This window comes from Achromobacter sp. UBA4530 (genome assembly GCF_002388205.1).
Classification (GTDB): Bacteria; Pseudomonadota; Gammaproteobacteria; order Burkholderiales; family Burkholderiaceae_B; genus Achromobacter; species Achromobacter animicus.
In genome coordinates, this window is the sequence record NZ_DGMA01000003.1 from 24,587 (window position 1) to 46,048 (window position 21,462).

General features: G+C 66.6%; 19 protein-coding genes and 2 tRNA genes. 7 read left to right on the plus strand and 14 right to left on the minus strand.

Annotated features, from left to right (window positions below):
• Positions 1–7 precede the first annotated feature (7 nt).
• Together B2W22_RS02080 and B2W22_RS02085 are read right to left on the minus strand one after the other, a co-directional pair.
• Entirely contained in the window at positions 8–1,000 is a 993-nt protein-coding gene (locus tag B2W22_RS02080) for a Bug family tripartite tricarboxylate transporter substrate binding protein (RefSeq protein WP_286936032.1), read from the minus strand.
• 89 nt (positions 1,001–1,089) lie between these two features.
• Positions 1,090–2,187, minus strand: coding sequence for a mandelate racemase/muconate lactonizing enzyme family protein (locus B2W22_RS02085; protein ID WP_286936033.1), 1,098 nt, complete (start codon positions 2,185–2,187; stop codon positions 1,090–1,092).
• Between the two features lie 100 nt (positions 2,188–2,287).
• Between B2W22_RS02085 and B2W22_RS02090 the strand changes: the two genes are divergently transcribed.
• On the plus strand, positions 2,288–3,199 hold the full coding sequence (locus tag B2W22_RS02090; RefSeq protein ID WP_286936034.1) for a LysR family transcriptional regulator: 912 nt from the start codon (positions 2,288–2,290) through the stop codon (positions 3,197–3,199).
• Between the two features lie 48 nt (positions 3,200–3,247).
• Here B2W22_RS02090 and B2W22_RS02095 read toward each other — a convergent pair whose 3' ends face one another.
• On the minus strand, positions 3,248–4,042 hold the full coding sequence (locus tag B2W22_RS02095; RefSeq protein ID WP_286936035.1) for a MetQ/NlpA family ABC transporter substrate-binding protein: 795 nt from the start codon (positions 4,040–4,042) through the stop codon (positions 3,248–3,250).
• A 189-nt stretch (positions 4,043–4,231) separates the two neighbouring features.
• Here B2W22_RS02095 and B2W22_RS02100 point away from each other — a divergent pair, with 189 nt between their 5' ends.
• Complete coding sequence (locus B2W22_RS02100) at positions 4,232–5,305, plus strand: DUF6817 domain-containing protein (protein WP_286936036.1); 1,074 nt, start codon at positions 4,232–4,234, stop codon at positions 5,303–5,305.
• A gap of 104 nt (positions 5,306–5,409) precedes the next feature.
• On the opposite strand, the gene B2W22_RS02105 is transcribed toward B2W22_RS02100, so the two are convergent.
• The 5 genes from B2W22_RS02105 to hemA all read right to left on the minus strand — a co-directional run bounded on the left by B2W22_RS02105 (position 5,410) and on the right by hemA (position 9,721).
• A complete protein-coding gene (locus B2W22_RS02105) occupies positions 5,410–5,970 on the minus strand; it encodes a UbiX family flavin prenyltransferase (RefSeq protein ID WP_175139516.1) in 561 nt (186 codons plus the stop codon).
• A gap of 7 nt (positions 5,971–5,977) precedes the next feature.
• A complete protein-coding gene (grxD, locus tag B2W22_RS02110; protein WP_056319914.1) occupies positions 5,978–6,304 on the minus strand; it encodes a Grx4 family monothiol glutaredoxin in 327 nt (108 codons plus the stop codon).
• A gap of 130 nt (positions 6,305–6,434) precedes the next feature.
• Complete coding sequence (prmC, locus tag B2W22_RS02115; RefSeq protein WP_286936037.1) at positions 6,435–7,268, minus strand: peptide chain release factor N(5)-glutamine methyltransferase; 834 nt, start codon at positions 7,266–7,268, stop codon at positions 6,435–6,437.
• 10 nt (positions 7,269–7,278) lie between these two features.
• Positions 7,279–8,361 carry a peptide chain release factor 1 gene (prfA, locus tag B2W22_RS02120; RefSeq protein ID WP_286936038.1) on the minus strand — a complete coding sequence of 361 codons (1,083 nt, stop codon included), beginning with the start codon at positions 8,359–8,361 and terminating at the stop codon, positions 7,279–7,281.
• Positions 8,362–8,446: 85 nt separating this feature from the next.
• Positions 8,447–9,721 (minus strand): glutamyl-tRNA reductase, encoded by a 1,275-nt coding sequence (gene hemA, locus B2W22_RS02125; RefSeq protein ID WP_056559840.1) that lies wholly within the window; start codon positions 9,719–9,721, stop codon positions 8,447–8,449.
• A gap of 334 nt (positions 9,722–10,055) precedes the next feature.
• Here hemA and B2W22_RS02130 point away from each other — a divergent pair.
• From B2W22_RS02130 to B2W22_RS02140, 3 genes are all read left to right on the plus strand, one after another.
• A tRNA-Phe gene (locus tag B2W22_RS02130) sits at positions 10,056–10,131 on the plus strand.
• Positions 10,132–10,253: 122 nt separating this feature from the next.
• A tRNA-Phe gene (locus B2W22_RS02135) sits at positions 10,254–10,329 on the plus strand.
• A 263-nt stretch (positions 10,330–10,592) separates the two neighbouring features.
• Positions 10,593–13,091 (plus strand): mechanosensitive ion channel family protein, encoded by a 2,499-nt coding sequence (locus B2W22_RS02140; protein WP_286936039.1) that lies wholly within the window; start codon positions 10,593–10,595, stop codon positions 13,089–13,091.
• Positions 13,092–13,141: 50 nt separating this feature from the next.
• Here B2W22_RS02140 and B2W22_RS02145 read toward each other — a convergent pair whose 3' ends face one another.
• Complete coding sequence (locus B2W22_RS02145; RefSeq protein ID WP_286936040.1) at positions 13,142–13,612, minus strand: Lrp/AsnC family transcriptional regulator; 471 nt, start codon at positions 13,610–13,612, stop codon at positions 13,142–13,144.
• A 203-nt stretch (positions 13,613–13,815) separates the two neighbouring features.
• Between B2W22_RS02145 and B2W22_RS02150 the strand changes: the two genes are divergently transcribed.
• Together B2W22_RS02150 and B2W22_RS02155 are read left to right on the plus strand one after the other, a co-directional pair.
• Entirely contained in the window at positions 13,816–14,460 is a 645-nt protein-coding gene (locus B2W22_RS02150) for a LysE family translocator (protein ID WP_175122136.1), read from the plus strand.
• Between the two features lie 52 nt (positions 14,461–14,512).
• A complete protein-coding gene (locus B2W22_RS02155) occupies positions 14,513–15,418 on the plus strand; it encodes an EamA family transporter (RefSeq protein WP_175122135.1) in 906 nt (301 codons plus the stop codon).
• A gap of 7 nt (positions 15,419–15,425) precedes the next feature.
• On the opposite strand, the gene B2W22_RS02160 is transcribed toward B2W22_RS02155, so the two are convergent.
• The 5 genes from B2W22_RS02160 to B2W22_RS02180 form a co-directional block, all read right to left on the minus strand.
• A complete protein-coding gene (locus tag B2W22_RS02160) occupies positions 15,426–16,001 on the minus strand; it encodes a hypothetical protein (protein ID WP_175122134.1) in 576 nt (191 codons plus the stop codon).
• 184 nt (positions 16,002–16,185) lie between these two features.
• Positions 16,186–17,157: a Bug family tripartite tricarboxylate transporter substrate binding protein gene (locus B2W22_RS02165; RefSeq protein WP_286936042.1), complete on the minus strand. Its 972-nt coding sequence runs from the start codon at positions 17,155–17,157 to the stop codon at positions 16,186–16,188.
• A gap of 43 nt (positions 17,158–17,200) precedes the next feature.
• A complete protein-coding gene (gene otnI, locus B2W22_RS02170) occupies positions 17,201–17,986 on the minus strand; it encodes a 2-oxo-tetronate isomerase (RefSeq protein WP_175122132.1) in 786 nt (261 codons plus the stop codon).
• Between the two features lie 81 nt (positions 17,987–18,067).
• Positions 18,068–20,164: a TonB-dependent receptor domain-containing protein gene (locus tag B2W22_RS02175; protein WP_414631296.1), complete on the minus strand. Its 2,097-nt coding sequence runs from the start codon at positions 20,162–20,164 to the stop codon at positions 18,068–18,070.
• A gap of 191 nt (positions 20,165–20,355) precedes the next feature.
• A complete protein-coding gene (locus B2W22_RS02180) occupies positions 20,356–21,405 on the minus strand; it encodes an ABC transporter substrate-binding protein (RefSeq protein WP_175122131.1) in 1,050 nt (349 codons plus the stop codon).
• Positions 21,406–21,462 lie beyond the last annotated feature (57 nt).

A 21,462-nucleotide genomic window follows, 5' to 3' on the forward strand; every position in this document is an offset into this window, starting at 1 on the left:
GCGCGACTTATTCGGCCTTGATGTTGCCGCGCTGGACCACGGCGGTCCACTTGGCCACGTCGTCGCGGATGCGCTTCGCGAATTCCGCCGGCGTGCTGCCGACCGGCTGAAAGCCCAGCCCGGCCAGCTTGTCGCGCAGCGCGCCCTTGCGCACGGATTCGCCCAGCGTCTGCGACAGGCGCTCGATGATCGGCTCCGGCACGCCGGCCGGCGCAATCACGCCGAACAGCGGCGAGATATCCACACCCGGCAGACCGGCCTCGGCAAACGTGGGCACGTCGGGCAACTGGCTTGTGCGTTGCGGGCTGGTGACCGCCAGCGCGCGCAGCTTGCCGCCCTTGATGTGTTCAAGCAGCGTCGGGACGGTGGCAAAGCCGAACTGCACCTGGCCGCCCAGGAGGTCGGTGATCACGGTGCCGCCGCCGCGGTAAGGCACATGCAACACGTCCACGCCTGCCTGCTGGCGCAGTTGCTCACCAGCCAGATGCGGCCCGCTGCCCACGCCCGCCGACCCGAACGACAACGTGCCGGGCTGCGACTTGGCCAGCGCCAGGAACGACGCAATGTCGGTCGCCTTGACCGACGGGTGCACCACCATGACGAAGGGCGCCGTCGCCATCAGCGAGATCGGCGCGAAATCCTTGATGGCGTCGTACGGCTGACGGTCGCCCAGCAGCGCGGGATTGATGGTGAACGTGGAGTCGACCATGCCGATGGTGTAGCCGTCCGGCGCGGACACCGCCAGCGCGCGCGTGCCGATCGTGGTGCCGCCGCCGCCGCGGTTTTCCACGACGAAGGGCTGGCCCAGCGCCTCGGCGTACACCTGACCCGCCATGCGGCCCAGCGTGTCGGTCGCCGCGCCCGGCGGGTACGGGATGTACAGGCGGACCGCCTTGTCCGGGTACTGCGCGGCCCGTGCCGCGAAGGACCACGGCAACACGGCGGCGCCCGCTGCCATAGCGGCGCTGTTGATCAGGAAGGTTCTGCGCGATGGGTGCATGTCTTTGTCTCCGGGTTCGTGTTCTTTGCGGCCTCTGCGGGCCTGTGGATTCTTGGCGGTCTGGCGTTTGGCTTTTTACGGGTCAGGGTTCAGGCGCTGTACTGGCCCTCGGCAAGTACCGCTTCCGGATCCGCGCCCAGCCCCGGTGCGTCCGGCACGTTGACCCAGCCGTTCTCGATGGGCACGGTGCGTCCGTACGGCACGTGCCCCAGTTCGACGTACAGGCGTTCCAGCGACACCTCGGTCTGCTGCGCGGCAATCAGATGCAGGCTGGCAAGATAGCCGGGGCCAAAAAATGCGACCTGCGGCGCGCAGATGACGCTTGAGTCCGCGCACTTCTGCGCAATCCGCCACGCGGCGGTCAGGCCCAGTTTGATGACGCTGGGCTGCACGTACTGCGCGGCTTCCGTGTCCACCACGCGCTCCAGATCGGTGGCGCTGCTGGCGTTCTCGCCAACGGCCAGCGGGATGCCGCAGGCCTGCTTCAGGCGTGCCAGCGCGCGATCGTCTTCCGGCGGCCACAAGGGTTCTTCGATCCAGAACGGATCATGCGGGCGCATGGCCTCGATGGCGGCTTCGGCTTCGCCCGGCAGCCACGCGCAGTTCGTATCGACCATGATCGGCACGCCGGGACCCGTGCTGCGGCGCACGGCGGCCAGCGCGTCGGCGGTGCGCTCGTGCAGCTTGATCTCGGTATAGCCTTCGTTCAGGGCCTGCGTGGTCACGGCGTCCAGGCGCTCGGCGTTGCCGTAATACTGCAGCAGCGATGCATACACACGGACCCGCTCGCGGCGCTTGCCGCCCAGCAGCGCGTACAACGGCACGCCGGCGCGCTTGGCGCGCAGGTCCCACAGCGCGATGTCCAGCCCGGCCAGCGCGTGCACCACGGGACCAGACCGGCCCAGGTTGTGCAGCGTGCGCTGCATGCCCGGCAGCAGCGTGTCGTCGTCCGCGTCGCGCCCGCAGGCCAGCGGTGCGATCAGGGTTTCGAAGATTGCGGGCAACGCGCGTGGCTCCACGCAATACGACTCGCCCCAGGCCACCGTGCCGTCTTCGGTCTGCACCCGCACCAGCGCGCTGTCGAGCTTGTCGCGCGGACGGCCCGCGAACAGCGGCGACGGGCTCCAGTGATGGAACGGCAGGCGCAAAGGAATGCAGGTGACGGAAACAATGGTGTTGGCGGGCATGGCAGTGAGGCGTCGAGATGTGGAATTCGATGGGCTATTCTGGCGGCCGCCAGTTCATATGGTCAAATAGATGAATTGACTATTTCCATATGAACTTCATATGTTCAATCGGCGAGAACTCCTGCTGCTGCGCGCCATGTACCGGCTCGATACCGTCACCGCCGCAGCCGCCTCGGTCAACATGACGCAGCCCGCCGCCAGCGCACTCCTGCGCGACATGGAAACGCGGTTGGGCTTTGCGCTGTTCAGCCGCGAGAACCGCCGGCTGCACCTGACCAGCCAGGGCCGCGCGCTGATTCCCGAAGTGCTCAATGCGCTGGCCGGCATCGAGGCCGTCGACCGGCTGGCCGTCGACATCCGCCAGGGCGCGTTGGCGCGGCTGGACGTGGGCGCCGTCGCTATCGCCGCCTCCAGCCTGCTGCCTCCTGCCCTGGCCGGCGTACGCCGCGCACATCCGGCGGTTGCCGTGACCGTGCGCGCCGGCACCGCGCTGGAAATCATCGAGATGGCGGTGGATCACCGCATCGACCTGGGCATCATCATCGGCTCGCCGCCGGACATCGACCGGGTGTCCAGCCTGCGGCTCGCGCCGTTGGGACTGCACGCAGTGATGCCTCAGGACCATCCATGGGCGAAGCGAACCGATCTGACGCTGGACGAGGTGGCCGAGGCGGGACCGATTGTCCTCGCCCCCGCCCTACCCGCCGGCCGCGCGACGCGCCAGGCACTGGAGGCGCGCGGACTGCCCTATCGCCCCATCATCGAGGCGGCGCAGTCGTCGGCCGCCTGCGCGCTGGCGGCGCAGGGATTGGGTGTCGCCATCGTGGAAAGCCTGGGCGCGCATTACGCCGAGCGTCAGGGTCTGGTGACACGCCAACTGCTGGCGCTGGAGGATCCGGTGCTGGCGGTGGTGTGGTCGCGCGACCGCGCCATGAGCGCGCCGGCGCAGGTGCTGCAGGAAGGATTGGAGAAAGAGGTGCAGACGTGGCTGGCGCGCGGACGCGAAGGCTGACGGAAGCCGGACGTCGCGCGCCCGGCTTCGCAAGTCTCGATAGCCTGTTTACCAGGAGGTCGTGTAGGCGCCCGGGAACTGCTTGGCGACAAAGGCCTTCACCTCGTCGGACTGGTAGGCCTTGATGAAGCGCGCGATGCGCGGATCGTTCTTGTTGTCTTCGCGCGCGGCGATGACGACGGGCGCGAACGGCGCGTCCTTGCTTTCCAGCACCAGCGCGTCCTTGGCGGGCGACAGGCCGGCGGGGATGGCGTACGCCGAGTTCACGGCCGCGGCGTCCACGTCCTTGAGCGAGTGCGGCAGTTGCGCGGCCTCGATCTCGACGAACTTCAGGTTCTTGGGGTTCTCGGCGATATCGAAGATCGACGCCGTCACCGTCACGCCGTCCTTCAGCTTGATGAGCTTGGCGGCCTGCAGCACGAGCAGCGCGCGGGCGCCGTTGGTCGGATCGTTCGGGATGGCCACCTTGCCGCCTTGCGGCAGATCGTCCAGCGACTTCAGGCGCTTGGAATAGATGCCCATCTGCTGCACCACCGCGGTCGCCACCGGCACCAGCTTGTAGCCGCGCGCCTTGTTCTGCGATTCCAGGAAAGGCTTGTGCTGGTAGATGTTCACGTCCAGCTCCTTGGCGTCCAGCGCGGCGTTGGGCTGGATGAAGTCGCTGAACTCGATCAGCTTGACCTTCAGGCCCTGCTTGGCGGCGACCTGCTGCACGACTTCGCCGATCTGCGCGTGCGGGCCGACGGTGACGCCCACTTTCAGCTCGGCGTCCTGCGCCATCGCCGAGGTGCCGGCAAAACCGAGAATGGTGGCAAAAACGGCGAGGGAATGGCGAAGGCGCATGGGAAAGTCTCTAGAGGTTTCAACGATTGAGGATTGGAACAATGACCCCGGATTCTAGTGAGCGCGCTTCAAAACCGGAAGCGATGAATATTCATATTGATATGCGGATTTCGATATAAACACCGCGATGACAGCGCTGGCGCATGCGGACACAATAGAGCCTGCTTTCATCCAACCAACCCGCCAACCATGTCCACCACCCCCGAACTCCATCCGCACGCGCGCGCGCTGCTGGCCGACCACTACGCCGCCGTCGACGCCGACCTGCCCGTCCTGCTCGACCTGCTGTTTGCACGCAGCGCGGGCGAAGACTGGCACAAGGCCGGCACCTTCAAGCATCATCTGCTGGGCGTCTACCGCACGCTGGCGCTCTGGAACCAGCCGCGCGAAGTGCGCCTCCTGGGCCTGTTCCACAGCGTCTACGGCAACGAATACGTAGACCTCACCCTGTTTGACCGCGAACGCGAGCGCAACACGCTGCGCGACGTGCTGGGCACCGAAGCCGAGGAATGGGTCAATCTCTTTTGCGCCATGCCGCGCACGCGCTTCGTGCAGGCCATCCTGCAAGGCCAGGGCAAGGGACCGGAAGGCCTGACGCTGGAAGGCGCCGATGGACAGGTCTTCACCTTCACGCCGCGCCAGGTCGCGGCGTTCACCGTCGTGTCCGCCGCCGACATCGGCGAGCAATGGCACAGCTGGCAGGACGAGATCTTCGCGGGCTATCCGCAGCAGCAGCGCCGCGACCTGAAAACGAACTGGGCCTCGTCGCTGTGGCCCGGCCCGCTCAAGCCGCCGTCGAACATCCTGTCGATGCTGTCCCATCTGCTGGCGCCGCTATCGCGCATGCCGCAGGACACCGGCATTCCCATCCCGCCCGCGTTCGACCACTGCCGCGCCACGCTCAGCCCGCGCGACGAAGCGGCGGCCAGCGCGCTGTACTGGCAGGTCATCACGCGCATGCACCCGCTGACCGAAATGGACAGCGCGCGGCACATGCTGGAAGCCGCGGTCGAACACAACCCCTGGGTGGGCGAGCCGCGCCTGCTGCTCGCGCAACTGGCGCTGACGGCCGGAGAATTCGAGGTCGCGGAACAGCACGCCGCCGCTGGGCTGGCCGCGCTTCAGGCGTGGGGCACCGCGTGGGATAAACGGATTGAATGGGCCGGATGGATGGCCTGGGCGCGCATCGAACTGCAAAATGCGCGGGCGCGCAAATGGCCGGAGAATCTGGCCGCGCTGAATGGAATGGGGCTGGTGGAATAAGAACCGCCCTGATGCAGACGGCCCCGCTCAAGCGGGGCCGCCGGTGATCGTTGCACGACGCGCATCAAACGCAAGCCTTGCGGCAAGGCAAAGGCGAGAACCTGCTAAGTGCCTTCCCAGTGCGGACCGGGCACGACGATGTCGAACATTTCCAGGACGCGGGCCACGGTGTGGTCCACCATTTCATCGATGGACTTGGGCCGGTGATAAAACGCCGGCAGCGGCGGGAACACGATGCCGCCCATTTCGGTCACGGCCGTCATGTTGCGCAGGTGCGCCAGATTGAACGGCGTCTCGCGCACCATCATCACCAGGCGGCGGCGCTCTTTGAGCGTGACGTCGGCGGCGCGCGTGATGAGGTTATCGGATAGGCCATGCGCCACCGCCGCCAGCGTGCGCATCGAGCACGGCACGATCACCATGCCCGCGGTCTGGAACGCGCCGCTGGCCAGCGTGGCGCCCACGTCGCGAATGCTGTGTACGTGGTCGGCCAGCGCATAGACGTCCTGGCGGCTGACATCGAGTTCATGCTTGATGTTCAGCACGCCAGAAGCGGACACCACCAGATGCGACTCGACGTCTTCGACGTTGCGCAGCGCCTGCAGCATGCGCACCGCGTAGAGCGCGCCGGTGGCGCCCGTGATGCCGACGACGAGCCGCCGCATGATGGCGTTAAGCCGTGGCGCCGGATTGCTCCAGCAGCGTCTTCAGTTCGCCGGACTCGTTCATTTCATTCATGATGTCCGAGCCGCCGATGAACTCGCCGGACACGTACAGCTGCGGAATGGTGGGCCAGCTGGAGAATTCCTTGATGCCCTGGCGGACTTCGTCGTCCTCCAGCACATTGACCGTAACGAGCTTCTTCACGCCACAGCCCTTCAGGATTTGAATGGCCTTGCCGGAGAACCCGCATTGCGGGAACTGGGCGGTGCCCTTCATGAACAGCACGACGGGGTGCTGGGTAACGGTTTCACGGATGAATTCTTGAACGTCGCTCATGGTGGTCTCTTGGACAGGCAAAACGGAATGGGTCAATTATAGGTACAGCCGGGAAAACCGCCCGATTACCCCGGCGCGGCGCCGGTATATCCGGCAGATGCAACAGCAAATGTCGGGCCGTGCGCTGCGCTCAGGCACCTGCGACCGGCAAACGCCCGCCCGAGATCCGCTCGATCCCCGCCAGGTCCTGGCGGCTGTGCACATCTGCGAACCCCGCCTGGCGGAGCATGTCCCGTACCTGCTCCGCCTGATCCCAGCCATGCTCCATCCAGAGCGAGCCGCCGGGTTTCAGATGGGCGCCCGCGCCTTGGACGATACGCGCCAGATCTTCCAGTCCGCCCGCGCCATCAGTCAGCGCCCCCCGCGGCTCAAAGCGCAGGTCGCCCTGATCCAGATGCGGATCGTCGCTGGCCACATAGGGTGGATTCGACACGATCAGATCAAATCCTTCGCCGGCCGGCACCGCGTCGTACCAGCTTCCTTCCACGAAGCGCACCGCGGCCGTCAAATCCCACGCGTTGCCGGCAGCCACCGCCAGTGCGGCCGCGCTGACGTCCGACGCCATCACCCGCGCGTCACGGCGCGCCAGGGCGATCGACACCGCGATCGCGCCGCTGCCCGTGCCCAGGTCCAGCACCATCGGCCCGGTGATGCCATCGATGCATTCCAGCGCGGTTTCCACCAGGACTTCCGTATCGGGGCGGGGAATCAGCACGTCGGGAGTCACGCGGAACCGGTGTCCCATGAATTCGCGATGGCCCAGCAGGTAGGCCATGGGCTCCCCGGCCAACCGGCGCTGCGCGAGCGCCTCGTACGCCGCCGCCACCTCGGGCAACAGCGGATCGGTGTCGTGCGCCAGCAGCCACGCGCGGGGCTTGTTCAGCACGTGCTCCAGCAGCATGCGCACTTCCAGGCGCGGCAGCCGCGCGTCGAGCAGCAGACTCTTGATCTGGGGCGCGGTCATCGCGTCGGCCTTAAATATCGTCGCCCAGCGCGGCGAGCTGCTCGGCCTGATGCTCGGCGATCAGCGCGCCGGTCAGCTCTTCGAGGTCGCCTTCCATGATCTGCTGCAGCTTGTACAGCGTCAGGTTGATACGGTGATCGGTCACGCGGCCCTGCGGATAGTTGTAGGTGCGGATGCGCTCGGACCGGTCGCCCGTGCCGATCAGGCTCTTGCGCTCGGCCGCTTCCTTGCTCTGGCGCTCGCGCTCTTCCTTGTCCTTCAGGCGCGCGGCCAGCACCTGCATGGCCTTGTCCTTGTTGCGGTGCTGCGAACGGTCGTCCTGGCATTCCACCACCAGCCCGGTCGGCAAGTGGGTGATGCGCACGGCCGAATCGGTCTTGTTGATGTGCTGGCCGCCTGCGCCGCTGGCGCGAAAGGTGTCGATGCGCAGGTCGCTGGGATTGATGACGATCTCGGACATGGCATCGGCTTCGGCCATGATGGCCACCGTGCAAGCCGACGTGTGGATGCGGCCTTGGGCCTCGGTCGCCGGCACGCGCTGCACGCGGTGCGCCCCCGACTCGAACTTCAAACGGCCATACGCGCCGTCGCCGTCGATGCGCGCGATCACTTCCTTGTAGCCGCCCAGCTCGGACGGGCTTTCCGACATCAGTTCCACGCGCCAGCCACGCTGTTCCGCGTAGCGCGTGTACATGCGCAAGAGGTCGCCCGAGAACAGCGCGCTCTCGTCGCCGCCCGTGCCCGCGCGGATTTCCAGGAACACGCTGCGCCCGTCGTTGGGGTCGCGCGGCAGCAGCAGAAGCTGCAGCGCCGTTTCCAGCGACTCCAGCTTGACGCGCCCGGTCTTGATCTCTTCTTCGGCCATGGCCTTCATGTCGGGCTCGGACAGCATCTCCTGCGCGGTCGCGATGTCTTCCTCGGTACGGGCGAACGCGGTAAAGGCTTCGACCACCGGTTCCAGTTCGGCGCGCTCGCGCGAAAGCTTGCGGAAGCGGTCCATGTCGGACGCGGTTTCCGGTTCGGCAAGCAGAGCATCGACCTCGATCAGGCGATGGCACAGATGCTCCAGCCGGCTGCGCATGGAAGATTTCATGAGGGGAGGACCAAAAGAGAAAACAGAGAAAGCGGGCGCCTACAAAGCGAACGCCCGCCAGGAGGCGGGACGTGGGGCAGAGCCGCTAACGGCGGGAGTCGCGGCCGGGGAAGAGGCGCGGCATCCAGGCAAGCAGTTGCTTGCGGTCGTCGCCTTCGCTGCGGTTCAGCGCCGCAAGCGGGCCGTGCAGGTACTTTTGCGTGAGGCCGTGGGCCAGCTGCTCGAGCACGGCTTCGGGCGATTCGCCCCGCGCCAGCAGGCGGCGGGCGCGTTCCAGTTCGGCGGCGCGGACGTCTTCGGCGGCCTGGTGCAGGTCGCGGATGACAGGCACCACTTCGCGGGATTGCATCCAGTGCATGAAGCCCTGGACGCGGGTTTCGATGATGGCTTCGGCCTGCACCACCGCGGCGCGGCGCGCGTCGGTGCCGGTCTGCACCAGCCGGCCCAGGTCATCCACCGAGTACAGATAGACGTCGTCCAGACGGCCGACTTCGGGTTCGATGTCGCGCGGCACGGCCAGATCGATCATGACCATCGGGCGGTGACGGCGCAGGCGCGTAGCCCGTTCAACCATCCCCAGGCCGAGGATGGGCAGGGAGCTTGCCGTACAGGAAACGATGACGTCGAACTCGGACAGCCGCTCGGTCAGGTCGGACAGCTTCATCGTGCTGGCCGAGAAGCGGTTGGCCAGCAGTTCGGCGCGTTCGGCCGTGCGGTTGGCCACCACCATGCTGCGCGGACGTTGCGCGGCAAAGTGCGTGGCGCACAATTCGATCATTTCGCCCGCGCCGATGAACAGCGTGCGGGCCTGGTCCAGGTTGCCGAACACGCGCTCGGCAAGACGCACCGCGGCGGCGGCCATGGACACGGATTCGGCGCCGATGGCGGTTTGCGACCGGACTTCCTTGGCGACCGAAAAGGTGCGCTGGAACATCTGGTGCAGCAGCGTGCCGAGGGATCCGGCTTCGCCGGCGGCGCGCACCGCGTCCTTCATCTGGCCCACGATCTGGGTTTCGCCCAGCACCATGGAATCGAGGCCGCTTGCCACGCGGAAGGCGTGACGCACGGCGTCGTCTTGATGATGGCGATAGAGGTGCGGGCGCAGCGTGCCGGCGTCCAGGCGGTTGTGTTCAGCCAGCCAGGCGGGCAACTGATCCGCCACGTGGCCGTCGGCCGCGCAGTAGATCTCGGTGCGATTACAGGTGGACAGGATGGCGGCTTCGCGGACGGAGCCGCCGAATGCCGAACGCAAGCCTTCTAGGGCGGGCTTGACCAGATCAACGGGCATGGACACGCGTTCGCGGACCGACACCGGCGCGGACGTGTGATTCAGACCGAAGGCAAGGACAGCTACCGACATGTGTGAGGGATGGCGGAAAGCCACCCGCGGCTAAGCGTTAAGTACTGCCACTATAAGAACAATGCGTCGCAGCCCGCTTGTCGCGCGTCAAAGGCGGGAAAGCATCCGGCTGTAACAGCAAAACCGCTGACGATTATACTCCTGCGGGTTATCCCCAGGCCATTCCCGTCCCCAATCGCGGACAGTTGGCGCCCAACCGTGCCTTGTAGGCAACAGTTGGCTGCATTGCTGCCCCTGTACGGCGACATCGCGTGCCGGGTCACGAAAAAAAGCGACGCTTCCCCCGCCCGGCTGGCACAACGCCAAAAAATTGTGTATAGTTGCGGACTTCGTTGGCCTGGTAGCTCAGTCGGTAGAGCAGAGGATTGAAAATCCTTGTGTCGGTGGTTCGATTCCGCCCCAGGCCACCAAAAGAATTTCCGGGAGCTTCGGTTCCCACAAAAAGCCCAGCCTTGCGCTGGGTTTTTTGTTGATGGCGGCGCTACACGCCGCCACGTGTCCCGACATTTTGTGTATAGTGGCGGGCTTCGTTGGCCTGGTAGCTCAGTCGGTAGAGCAGAGGATTGAAAATCCTTGTGTCGGTGGTTCGATTCCGCCCCAGGCCACCAAAAGATTCAAGCATTCAGCCCCGCCCGGTATTTACTGCGGCGGGGTTTTTGCTTTCTGGCGCGCCAATCGCCAGACACGCTTGCGGCAACTCCCCGCGCCGGCAGCGCTCGCAGCACATGCGCCATTCGTCATTCGCGAATTGCGAATGGCGACATCCATATTGCCCTTCTGGCCCGCCGCATTTCGCGATATCGTGACATGCCGCCGTTTCGCAGTCGATCCCAAGCAACCGCAAATCCGTCCCCCACCACGGAGTCGCAACATGCGCGCACGCGCACGAATCCTCTTCTGGCTATTTGGCCTGGTACTGGGATGGGCACGCGTGGCGCTTGCAGCGGAAACGCCGGCGCCTGCCGCGCCGCCCGTCGCGATCCAGATGGCCGAGATTCCGCTGCGGGCGGACACGGATTTGCGATACGCCGAGGGCGTGTTGCAGCGCGCGGCGACGGCGGATCCGTTGAGCGCGCTGATGCCGCCGCTCGATGCCATCGCCAAGTCCGCGGACGAAAAGCTCTACGAATTCCAGCCGGCCCAGCTGCGCAACTTTCCCATCATGCGGCTGGAAAGCCTGGAGCGGCACTGGCTCTTTGACGTGCGGCGGCTGGCGCGCTGGCGGACCGACATGCGGCAGGCGACCGCCTGGTACGCCAGCGACGCCGCCGAGCTGCTGCGCCGGCGCACGGCCTGGCAGGCGATCAAGGACGCGCCGGGCGCGGCGGGGCTGCCGGCGGCATTGGCCGACCGCGTCGACGTGGTGATCGCGCAGTTGCTGGCGGCCAGCCAGGCGCTGTCCGTGCCGCTGTCACGCCAGGTGGAACTGGAACAGCGGGCCAACGCGATCGAGGAACAGATCAAGGCGGGCCAGCGCCAGGTGATGGAGGCGATCAGCTATGTCGACGCGCGGCTCCTGCGGGTGGATTCGCCGCCGCTCTGGGCGTTGGACTGGTCCGGACGATCCGACCAGGACACCATGACCCTTTTGCGCCAAGGTCTGGACATCGAGGTCCGCTTCGCGCGCGACTACGGCGCCGCCGGCGCCAGCAATCAGCGCGCGCTGCACACGTTGCAACTGCTGCTGCTGCCGCTGCTGATCTGGCTGGCCAGAAAAAGCCGCAACGCCATCCGCACCGGCGTCATGAGCGAAACCGCTGCCGGTGTGCTCGGGCGGCCCATCTCCACGTGGGTCCTGTTGTCGATGATGGGCGTGCTGGCCCTGGAGCCGGACGCGCCGTTGATGGTGCAGCAGATCGCCCTGGTGCTGGCGGCGGTGCCGGTACTGCGCCTGCTTCCACCCGCCAGCCGACGGCATCTGGATCATTGGCCGCGCGTCATCACCGCGCTCTTCCTGGCCGAGCGGCTGGGCTTCCTGTTCCTGGCCAATACCCTCTTCTATCGTGTGTCGACCGTAGCGGCGGCGGTGGCGGCCCTGACGGCCATTCTATGGCTGCTGGCGCGCGGACGGCGCCAGACCTATCCGCCCGGTTCCGAGCGGCTGGTGCGCGCCTTGCGCGCCGTCGCCTGGTGCGCGGCAGCCCTGTTGTGCGTGTCGCTGGGCGCGAACCTCATCGGCAATGTGTCGTTGTCCGAGATGCTGACCAGCGGCATCATCGGCAGCGGCTACTTCGGGCTGGTGCTGTATGCGGGCGTGACCGTCATCATCACGCTGCTGCAGCTTCTGCTGGCCCGTCAGGGCATTTCGCGCTTCCGGCTGGCGCGCGAACACGCGCCGCCGCTGGTGCTGCTGCTGATCCGCCTTGTCAGCGCCGCCGCGATCGTGGGCTGGGCGGTCTACACCATGGACCGCTTCCGCGTTCTGCGCGCCACATACGCCTTCGTGACGCAGGTGCTGTCCTACACGCTGGAAGTCGGCGAGGTCTCGATCAGCCTGGGCAACATCCTGGTCTTCGCGATCTCGGTCGTGATTGCCTTCTGGGCCGCGCGCGCGGTGCGCCTCGTCCTGCACGACGAGGTCCTGACCCGCATGTCGCTGCCGCGTGGCGTCGGCAACAGCATCGCCTCGCTGTCGTACTACCTGGTGCTGCTGCTGGGTTTGGGCATCGCCCTGTCGGCCGCGGGTTTCCAGACCAGCCAGCTCACCATCGTGTTCGGCGCCCTGGGCGTGGGCATCGGCTTTGGCCTGCAAGGCGTGGTGAACAACTTCGTGTCGGGCCTGATCCTGATGTTCGAACGGCCGATCCAGCCCGGCGATGTCGTGGAGATCGGCGGCACGTCTGGCCAGGTGCGGGATATCGGCATGCGCGCCACCCGCATCAAGACGTTCGACGGCGCCGACGTGATCGTCCCGAACGGCACGCTGCTGTCCGACAAGCTGACCAACTGGACGATGCTGGACCGCAGCCGCAGGATCGAGATCAGCATCGGGCTGGCCTACGGCACCGACCCGCGGCAGGTGCTCGCGCTGCTGGACGACGTCGCGCGGCAGACGCCGGGCGTGGTCACGGAGCCTGCGCCCATGGTGCTCTTCATGGGCTTTGGCGCCAGCACGCTGGATTTCAGCCTGCGCGCGTGGACCTACGACTTTGACCGGTGGATCGAGATCCGCAGCGACATGCTGGCGCGGATGTACGACGCGCTGCGGGACGCGGGCATCCAGATCCCCTTTCCGCAGCGGGACCTGCATTTGCGCAGTGTTTCGGAAGAAGCTGGCCGTGCGCTCCACGCGGCCTGGCCGGCCGACCCGCACAAGCCTGGCCCCGCGCGAACCGGCAGCCGGGACGGCGGCCAGCCGTCAGGGGCTTGAGCGGCCGGTTGCGCGCACGCATGAGCGCCCATGCCGCTCGGCGCGCCGGTTCACTCCCCAGCCATCACCGGCACCGTCAGCCCATTCTTCACCCGGCTCATCACCACCAGCGTCGAAAACCGCTTCACGTTGGGATTGCCCCAGAAATGGCGCTGCGCGAACACCTCATATTCCGCCATGTCGCGCATGGTGAGCGTCAGCACGAAATCGACCTCACCCGTCACCGACAGGCATTGCATGATCTCGGGCGCGGTCTGCATGGCGCGCTTGAACTGGTCGAGCTTGTCGGCGCGCTCGCTTTCCAGCGACACCAGCACCACCATCGTGATCCCGCGTCCCACGGCGGCGGGGTCCACGACGGACACGTCCGCCGTCACCACCTTGGAGTCGCGCAGCCGCTTCATGCGGCGCAGGCAGGACACCGGCGACAGGTTCACAAGTTGCGCGACCTCCTGGCTGGTTCGTTGGTTATCTTCTTGCAGGCTTTGCAGGATCTGCAGGTCGAAATCGTCTAGTTCCATGGGGCGCTCGGAACGCTTTTCAGGTGAAACATCGGGCGGGATGCGGCTATCGGCCGATTCTAATCGTGGCCGCGACGCAAACCATCGAGAATTCGACGGGAAACTTCATTTCGCGCCCGCCGGACGCAGGAATTATTCAAGCCGCTTGCTTACACTGGGAGCCCTCCGCCCGCGCCGCCGGGAATTCCACGCTGCACCCTGCAATGCCGTCACTCCAGCTTTTCCTGCTTTTCCTGGCCGCCGACGCGGCCTTGAAGCTCACGCCCGGCCCCGACATGGCCCTCACGCTATCGCGCGGCATGACGCAAGGGTTTCGGCCCGCCTTCCATAGCGTGCTGGGCAACGTGGCCGCCGGATTCATCCAGGTTCCGGCCGTGGTGCTGGGCCTGGCTTCCGTGCTGCGGACCTTTCCCACGCTTTTCGTCGGCATCAAGGCGGCGGGCGGCCTGTATCTGGGGTACCTGGGCATCAAGGCGATGATCCGGTGCGCGAACGCCGCCGAGGTATCGCTGGCGGCCCGGCCGGGCGACGCGCGCGACGCCTTCTGGCAGGGCTTCATCACCAACCTGCTCAATCCGAAGGTGCTGCTCTTCATGATCGCCTTCCTGCCGCAGTTCACCTCGCCGGACAATGGGCCGGTCTGGATCCAGATGCTGGTGCTGGGCATCACGATGAAGGCGCTCAGCCTGCCCTATGGCAGCTGCTTTGCGTACGGCGCGTCGCGCATCCGCGGCTGGGTCGCGCGCAATCCGTGGTTCCTGCGCGCGCAGCAGGGCATTCTGGGCGCGATCATGCTGGGGCTGGCGATCTACGTGCTGGTTTCCACGGCGATGAATCCGCAGCCCTGACCGTCCACGCCACATCCCTGACACAAGCGTTTTTGCACAAACCCCGCCTTCCATGACCGCCGCCACCTTGAACAACGGACACCACAGCGCCACGTCCACCCTGCTCCCCACCCTGTCGCTGATCGGCGCCATGGCCTCGCTATGCGTGGGCACGTCGTTCGCGAAATCGCTGTTTCCGGAAGTGGGCGCACAAGGCACCACCGCGTATCGCATCGTCATCGGCGCCATCATCCTGCTGGCCTTCTGGCGGCCGTGGCGCTTTCCGCTGACGCGCGTCAACGCCGCGAAGATCGCCCTGTACGGCGTGACGCTGGCGTGCATGAACCTGCTGTTCTACATGGCGCTGAAAACGCTGCCGCTGGGCATTGCCATCGCCATCGAATTCACAGGACCGCTGACGCTGGCTGTGGTGCTGTCACGGCGCGCCATCGACTTTGTGTGGATCGCCTGCGCGCTGGCCGGCCTGATCCTGCTCATTCCCACCGGCCAGTCCGTCCACGACCTCGATCCGCAAGGCATCGCGTACGCGCTGGGGGCAGCGGTGTGCTGGGCGCTGTACATCATCTTCGGCAAGATGGCCGGCAACGTGCATGGCGGCCAGGCGACATCGCTGGGTCTGCTGGCGGCCGCGATGGTCGCCCTGCCCGTCGGCGCGGCGCACGCGGGCATGGCGCTGCTGGATCCCAAACTGATTCTGGCGGGCGTGGCCGTCGGCATCCTGTCCAGCGCTTTGCCCTATTCGCTGGAAATGGTGGCGCTGCGGCGGCTGCCGCAAAAGACGTTCGGCGTGCTGCTGAGCATGGAACCCGCGATGGGCGCGCTGGCCGGGGTCGTCGTGCTGAACGAACACCTGTCGCAGACGCAATGGCTGGCGATCGGCGGCATCATCATCGCCTCCGCCGGCTGCGCCGCGACGGCGCAGCGCAGCCGCAAGGCGCCGATCCCCGCGCCGGATTGATCCGCCATCAACCAAAACCCGGCTCGCGCTGCGGCAGCGATAGCGGGTCGAAGTCTTCCCAATGGTTGTTGCGCCAGCGGCCGTTGGCGTGCTCCACGTCGGCGCCACCGGCATCGCGCAGAATGCGGCATGCCAGGATCTCGCGCTGCGGCCTGACCCGCACGGCGACCATGACCCCGGCCTGACGGATCTCGGCATGAGAGTCGGGATTGAAGTGGCCGTGCTGCGTGGTGCCGTGCCCCGTCACCCAAAGCGCGCCGAACAGCGACCCGAGGTACGCGCCCACACCCGCCGCGGCCAGTATTGCGGCAGTGGAGTCGCTGAGTTCTGCCGCGACGAATCCGCCGAACACCGCAAACACGGCCCCCACGCCGCCCGCGCCCAGATAGGCGCCCATGTCGGCGCGCCCCGCGTCGGGGTCGGAACGCCGGTCGCCGCCATAGGGAAAGCGGCCGTGCTCGCCGGCGGGATTGACGTAGAAGGTATGGATATCCCAGTCGGGAAAGCCGCTGGTGGCAAGGCGGCTGGCGGCGGCCTTGGCGGCTTCAAAGCCCTCGAAGCGGGCAGCTACGATCAAAGACATGGCAGTCTCCTCGCCCGCGGTCCGGGCCGGATGCGCATCGTTTCATCGTACGCCCGCGCCGCCGCCGTGCACGCCGGCGTTACACCTTGCGGCGGCTGTTACCCGGCCCTTCGCTACCCGAACCCTTCTCACCCAGCGCCGAGTCCCGTTTACGCCTTGCCCGGCATCGCGTCACCCCGGCCCCTTATTCCGCGGAAAGCCCCTTGCCCTGAATGACCGCGCCCCAGCGTTCGTGCTCTTGCCGCGCGTACGCGCGAAAGGCATCGGGCGTGCTGCCGGTCGGCTCCAACCCCTGCAGCGTCAACTGCCTGACGACATCCGGCGATGTCAGCGCCTGCCGGATCGCCTGACTGAGCTTTTCCACGATGGGCGCAGGCGTGCCGGCCGGCGCGACCACGCCCTGCCAGGCCGCCGCCTCGAAGATCGGCCCGCCGGCCTCGGCAAACGTCGGTACGCCCGGCAGTTGCGCAGACCGTTTGGCGGACGGCACGGCAATCGCGCGCAGCCTGCCCGCCTGGATCAGCGGCCGGGCGGCGGCCAGGTCCGCCATCATCAGCGGCACCACGCCCGCGGCGACGTCCTGCAGCGCGGGCGGCGAGCCTTTGTACGGCACCGCCGTCGCGCGGCCGCCGACGGTTTCCATGAACAGTTCCATCGCCAGATGATGCGGACTGCCCACGCCCAGCGACGCATAGCTGCCCTGCGGCTCGCGCTTCAGATAGGTCTTCACGTCGTCCAGCGTGTGCAGGCCCGAATCAGGCGCCGCGACCAGCACGATGGGCAGCGCCACCAGCGTGGACACCGGCGTCAGTTGCTGCTGCGGATCGTAGGGCAGATCGTCGTACAGCCACGGGTTGAGCGCCAGCGTGCTCATGCCCGCGGTCAGCACCGTGTAGCCGTCCGGCTGGGCGCGCGCGGCCTCCTGCGCGGCGACGATGGTGGCGGCGCCCGGGCGGTTCTCCACCACCACCGGCTGCCCCAGCGTCTGGCCGACATGCCGGGCCACGATGCGGGTCGCCAGATCGCTGCCGCCTCCCGCGCTGAACGGCACCAGCCACCGGATGGGCCGATCGGGATAATCGGCCGCCCACGACGCAGCCGGCATGGCCGCGGCCAGCACCGCCGAAAACAGCATGCGCAGCACGCCCTGGAACATGACGCTCACTCCTTTTGAACTTCAAATGCGGGATTGTTGCCGATCAGGCGCGCGCGGCGCTCAGCCAGCGCAGTCCGGCCGACGTGGAACCTGCAGGACGGTACTCGCAGCCGATCCAGCCGGTGTACTGCAACTCGCGCAGCACGCCGAAAACCCAGCCGTAATCGAGCTCGCCCCGGTCCGGCTCCTGGCGCAGCGGCACGCCGGCAATCTGCAGGTGACCCACGCGCCCGGTGGGCAGGTACTCGCGCAGCTTGGCGGTGACATCGCCCTCGACGATCTGGCAGTGGTACAGGTCCATCTGCACTTTCAGGTTGGGCGCATTGACCGCCTGCACGACGGCGTGCGCGTCCTCCTGGCGGTTCAGGAAATAGCCGGGGATGTCGCGCGTGTTGATCGGCTCGATCAGCAGCGTGACGCCGGCCGAGCGCGCCTCGCGCGCGGCCCAGTCGAGATTGGCGTGATAGTAGTCCAGCATCGCCTCGCGCGAGGCATCAGGCGGCGCCACGCCCGCCATCACATGCACGTTGGAACAAGACAACGCCGTGGCATACGAAAGCGCCTGCTCGATGCCGGCCTGGAACTCGGCCTGCCGGCCCGGCAGGGCCGCCAGCCCGCGATCGCCTTGCGCGGTGATGCCGGGCGGCGCATTGAACAGCACCTGCGCCACCCCGGCGGCGTCCATGCGCTCGCGCACGAACGCGGCGGGCGCTTCATAGGGAAACATGCACTCCACGCCCGCGTAGCCGTCGGCGGCGGCCGCCGCATAGCGGTCCAGGAACGCATGTTCCGTGTACATCATCGACAGATTGGCGGCGAACTTCAGCATGGCGGGCTCCTGGCGCAGGATGCCGCCGCGGACAGCGGCACCCGCCGAAAATAGCACAGCCCGCCGCCGCACCCAACCGGGTCAGTACGTCATGCGCACGCCCAGCAGCACGCTGCGGCCGGGCAGCGGCGCAACCGTCGAGATGAACGAGGCGTGGTTGTAAGCCAGCTTGTTCAGCAGGTTGGTGCCGCGCAGGAAGACCTCGTAGCCCGTGGCGCCGTACTGGCCGCGATAGGCCACCACCGCGTTGACCATGTTGTAGCCCGGCGTGGTGTCTTCATAGGCCGCAATGTCCTTCTGCGCGAACACGCGTGCGTATTCGACGCCGCCCGACCACTCTTGCCACTTGAAGTTGCCGCGCACGCCCGCGCGTCCGGCCGGAATGCGCGGCAGATTGCCGTCGCCGCCCGTGAGCTTGCCGCGCACGTAGTCGCCGAACACCGCCGCCGAGAAGATCGGCGTGAACTGGTGCCGCAGTTCGCCTTCCACGCCCGTGAATTCCGCATCCTGCTGCGTGTATTCGATCAGGCGGAAGTCCTCGTAGCGATCCAGCGTGTTGGCGTAGATGTAGTTCTTCACGCGGTTGTGGAACACGCTGGCCGAGAACGTCGTGTCGCCCGAATGCTTGCGCAGCGTCAAGTCGATGTTGTGCGACGTTTCGCGCGTCAGGTCCGGATTGCCCAGTTCATACGTATTGGTGGCGATGTGGATGCCATCCGCATACAGCTCTTGCGCGTTGGGCAGGCGTTGCGAACGCGACAGCGACAGCGCCACGGAATACTGCGGCGCAAAGTCCCAGATCGCGGCGGCCGACAGCGACGTGCCCGACAGGCTGCTGCGCGGCGCGCCGCCCGACGGCGACACGCGCTGCCAGTCCTGACGCGCGCCCAGCTCGAAGCGCCAGTCGTTCAACTGGTATTCCTCCAGCAGGAACACGCCGTTCGAACGCGTCTTGCTCGGCGGCAGGAATGCTTCTTCGCCTTCGGCGCTGAAATCGCTGTATGCGTTCTGCAGGCCGATCACGCCGCGCCAGCCGGCGATGGGCTTGTGCTGCAGTTCCACCCGCATGTCGTAGCCCTTGTTCTTGAAACGCGTGCCGACCTCGCCGCCCTCGATCTCGTCGTGCTGGTAATCCGTCAGGCCACCGCGGAATCGGATCTTCTCGAAGCCTGCGAACGGATCCTGGTATTCGGCGCGCAGGTCCATCCGGTTGCTGCGCAGCTTCACGTAGGGCACGCCGCCATGTTCGTGATCATGGTCGTGGTCGTGACCTTCCTCGCCTTCGTCCCCATGGTCGTGGTCATGGCCGCCGCAATGCAGATGCGTGCCGTGCGGATGGCAGCCTTCGTATTCGTGGTTGTGGCCGGGCAGGCCGTATTCGCTTTGCAGGTGCGTGAACGCCACGCCCACGTAGCCGCGCGGCGTGATCCACGACATGCCGACCGAGCCCTGCGTCGACTCGCTGTACGAGCCTTCCAGCTTGCCGCCGGGCCAGTCCGGCACGTCGTAGTCGCTGGTGCGGCGCTTCATGCCTTCGACGCGCACCGCGAACTGGCCTTCGCCCGCCGTGATGCCCACCGCGCCGGCGCGTTCCTTGGTGCCGGTGGCGCCGCGCAGTTCCGCTTCGGCCGCGATGCCCTTTTCCGGCACTTCGGTCGGAATCTTCTTGTCGATCACGTTCACCACGCCGCCGATCGCGCCGCCGCCGTACAGCAGCGTGGCCGGGCCGCGCAGCACTTCGATGCGGTCGGCCAGCAGCGGCTCGACGGTCACCGCATGGTCGGGCGAGATGGCCGAGGCATCCATCACTTCGGACCCATCGGACAGCACCTTCACGCGCGGCGCGGTCTGTCCGCGGATCACCGGACGGCTGGCGCCGCCGCCGAACGTGTCGCTGTTGACGCCCGGCAGGTTCTTGAGCGTTTCGCCCAGCGTGCCGTTGCGCTGCTCGATCAACGCATCGCCTTCCAGCACCGAGGCCGGCAGCGTGGTGCTGTTCAGGTCCAGCCCCAGCGGATTCGCGGAGACCGTGATCGGCGCCACGGTCTGCGTGCGGGTCTCGCCTTCGGTCTGCGCCTGGGCGACGGGCGCCATCAGCATCAGCGAGCACACCAGCGGCTTCAAGGGCGCCCGGCCAACCGCTCGAACGCGCGATGCTTTGCCGCGCGCTTTCCCCATCCCCAGCTTCTTACCGTTCATCTTTACTCTCTCGGATGTTATATCATTACAAACCAGCAGGCCAATGATATAACATTTCACTACGCATGCCGCGGCGTCCGGAAACGAAAAAGCGCGATTCCCCTGCAGGAATCGCGCTTCGATGAAGCGGTCAGTGGCGCAAACGCGGGGAACGACGCCCCGCGCCCCTATCAACCCGCCTTGAACTCCTTGTTCCAGAACTCCAGCATCTCCGCCTTCTTCTCGGTCAATCCCTTCAGGTCGTACGCGTGCAGCAGCTTGACCTCGGCATCCGAGAAGCCCACGCGCTTCAATGCCTCGGGCAGCGACGCGTTGGTGACGGTGGGCGCATAGCCCATCTTTTCCGCAAAGCCGATCTGGCCCTGCGGATCCAACATGGCGTTCAGGTACGCCCACGCCGCGTCCTTGTTGCGGCTGTTCTTGGCGACGGCGGCTTCAAACGACACCGGCACCGATCCTTCCTTCGGAATCACGAAGCCCAGTGGCAGTCCGCTGTCCTTCCATTGCAGCGCACGCGCCTTCCACATGACGGCGATCGCGATTTCGCCGGACTTGAAGGCGGCCGCGACGGCTTCATTGGACGGGTAGATGCGCGGCGCGTTCGGCTTGAGCTTGGCCAGGAACCGCTTGCCGCCCTCGTAGTCCTTGGTGGTGCCGTCCGCGCCCAGTCCCACGAAGACCGAGTTGTAGAGATAAAGAATGTCGGAGAAGCCGACCTGGCCCTTCCACTTGGGATCCAGCAGCACCTGCAGCGAATCGGGCGGCGTCGGGAATTTCTCGGTGTTGTAGACCAGCGTCATCGCGCTGAAGATGTGCGGAATCGAGTACGGCGTCTTCAGCGTGTCGATCGCGTTTGCCAGGTTGGGCAGCTTCTTGACGTCCAGGGGCTCCAGCGTGCCGGAGCGCTCGGCGTCGTACATGTCGACTTCACCCAGCAGCGCCACGTCCATGCTGCCGCGGCGCGAGTTCTTTTCGGCGCGCAGCTTGGTGACGCGGCCCACGGCGTTACCCGTGTCGTAGACCACCTTAACGTCCTGCTTGGCGACGATGGGATTGATGATCTGCTGCAGCAGGTTCTGGTAGTCGCCGCCCCAGGTGCCGACCACGATTTCCTTTTCGGCGGCGTGGGCCATGCCGGGCAGCCAGCCCAGGGCGGGCGCAAGCGCCAGGCCGGAGGCGGTCTTGATGAAGCCACGGCGATTCAGGTTTTTCTCTTGCATGACAACCTCGTATCGAAAAGAACTGACGACTAGCTACGAAGCACCGCGCGGCACGCC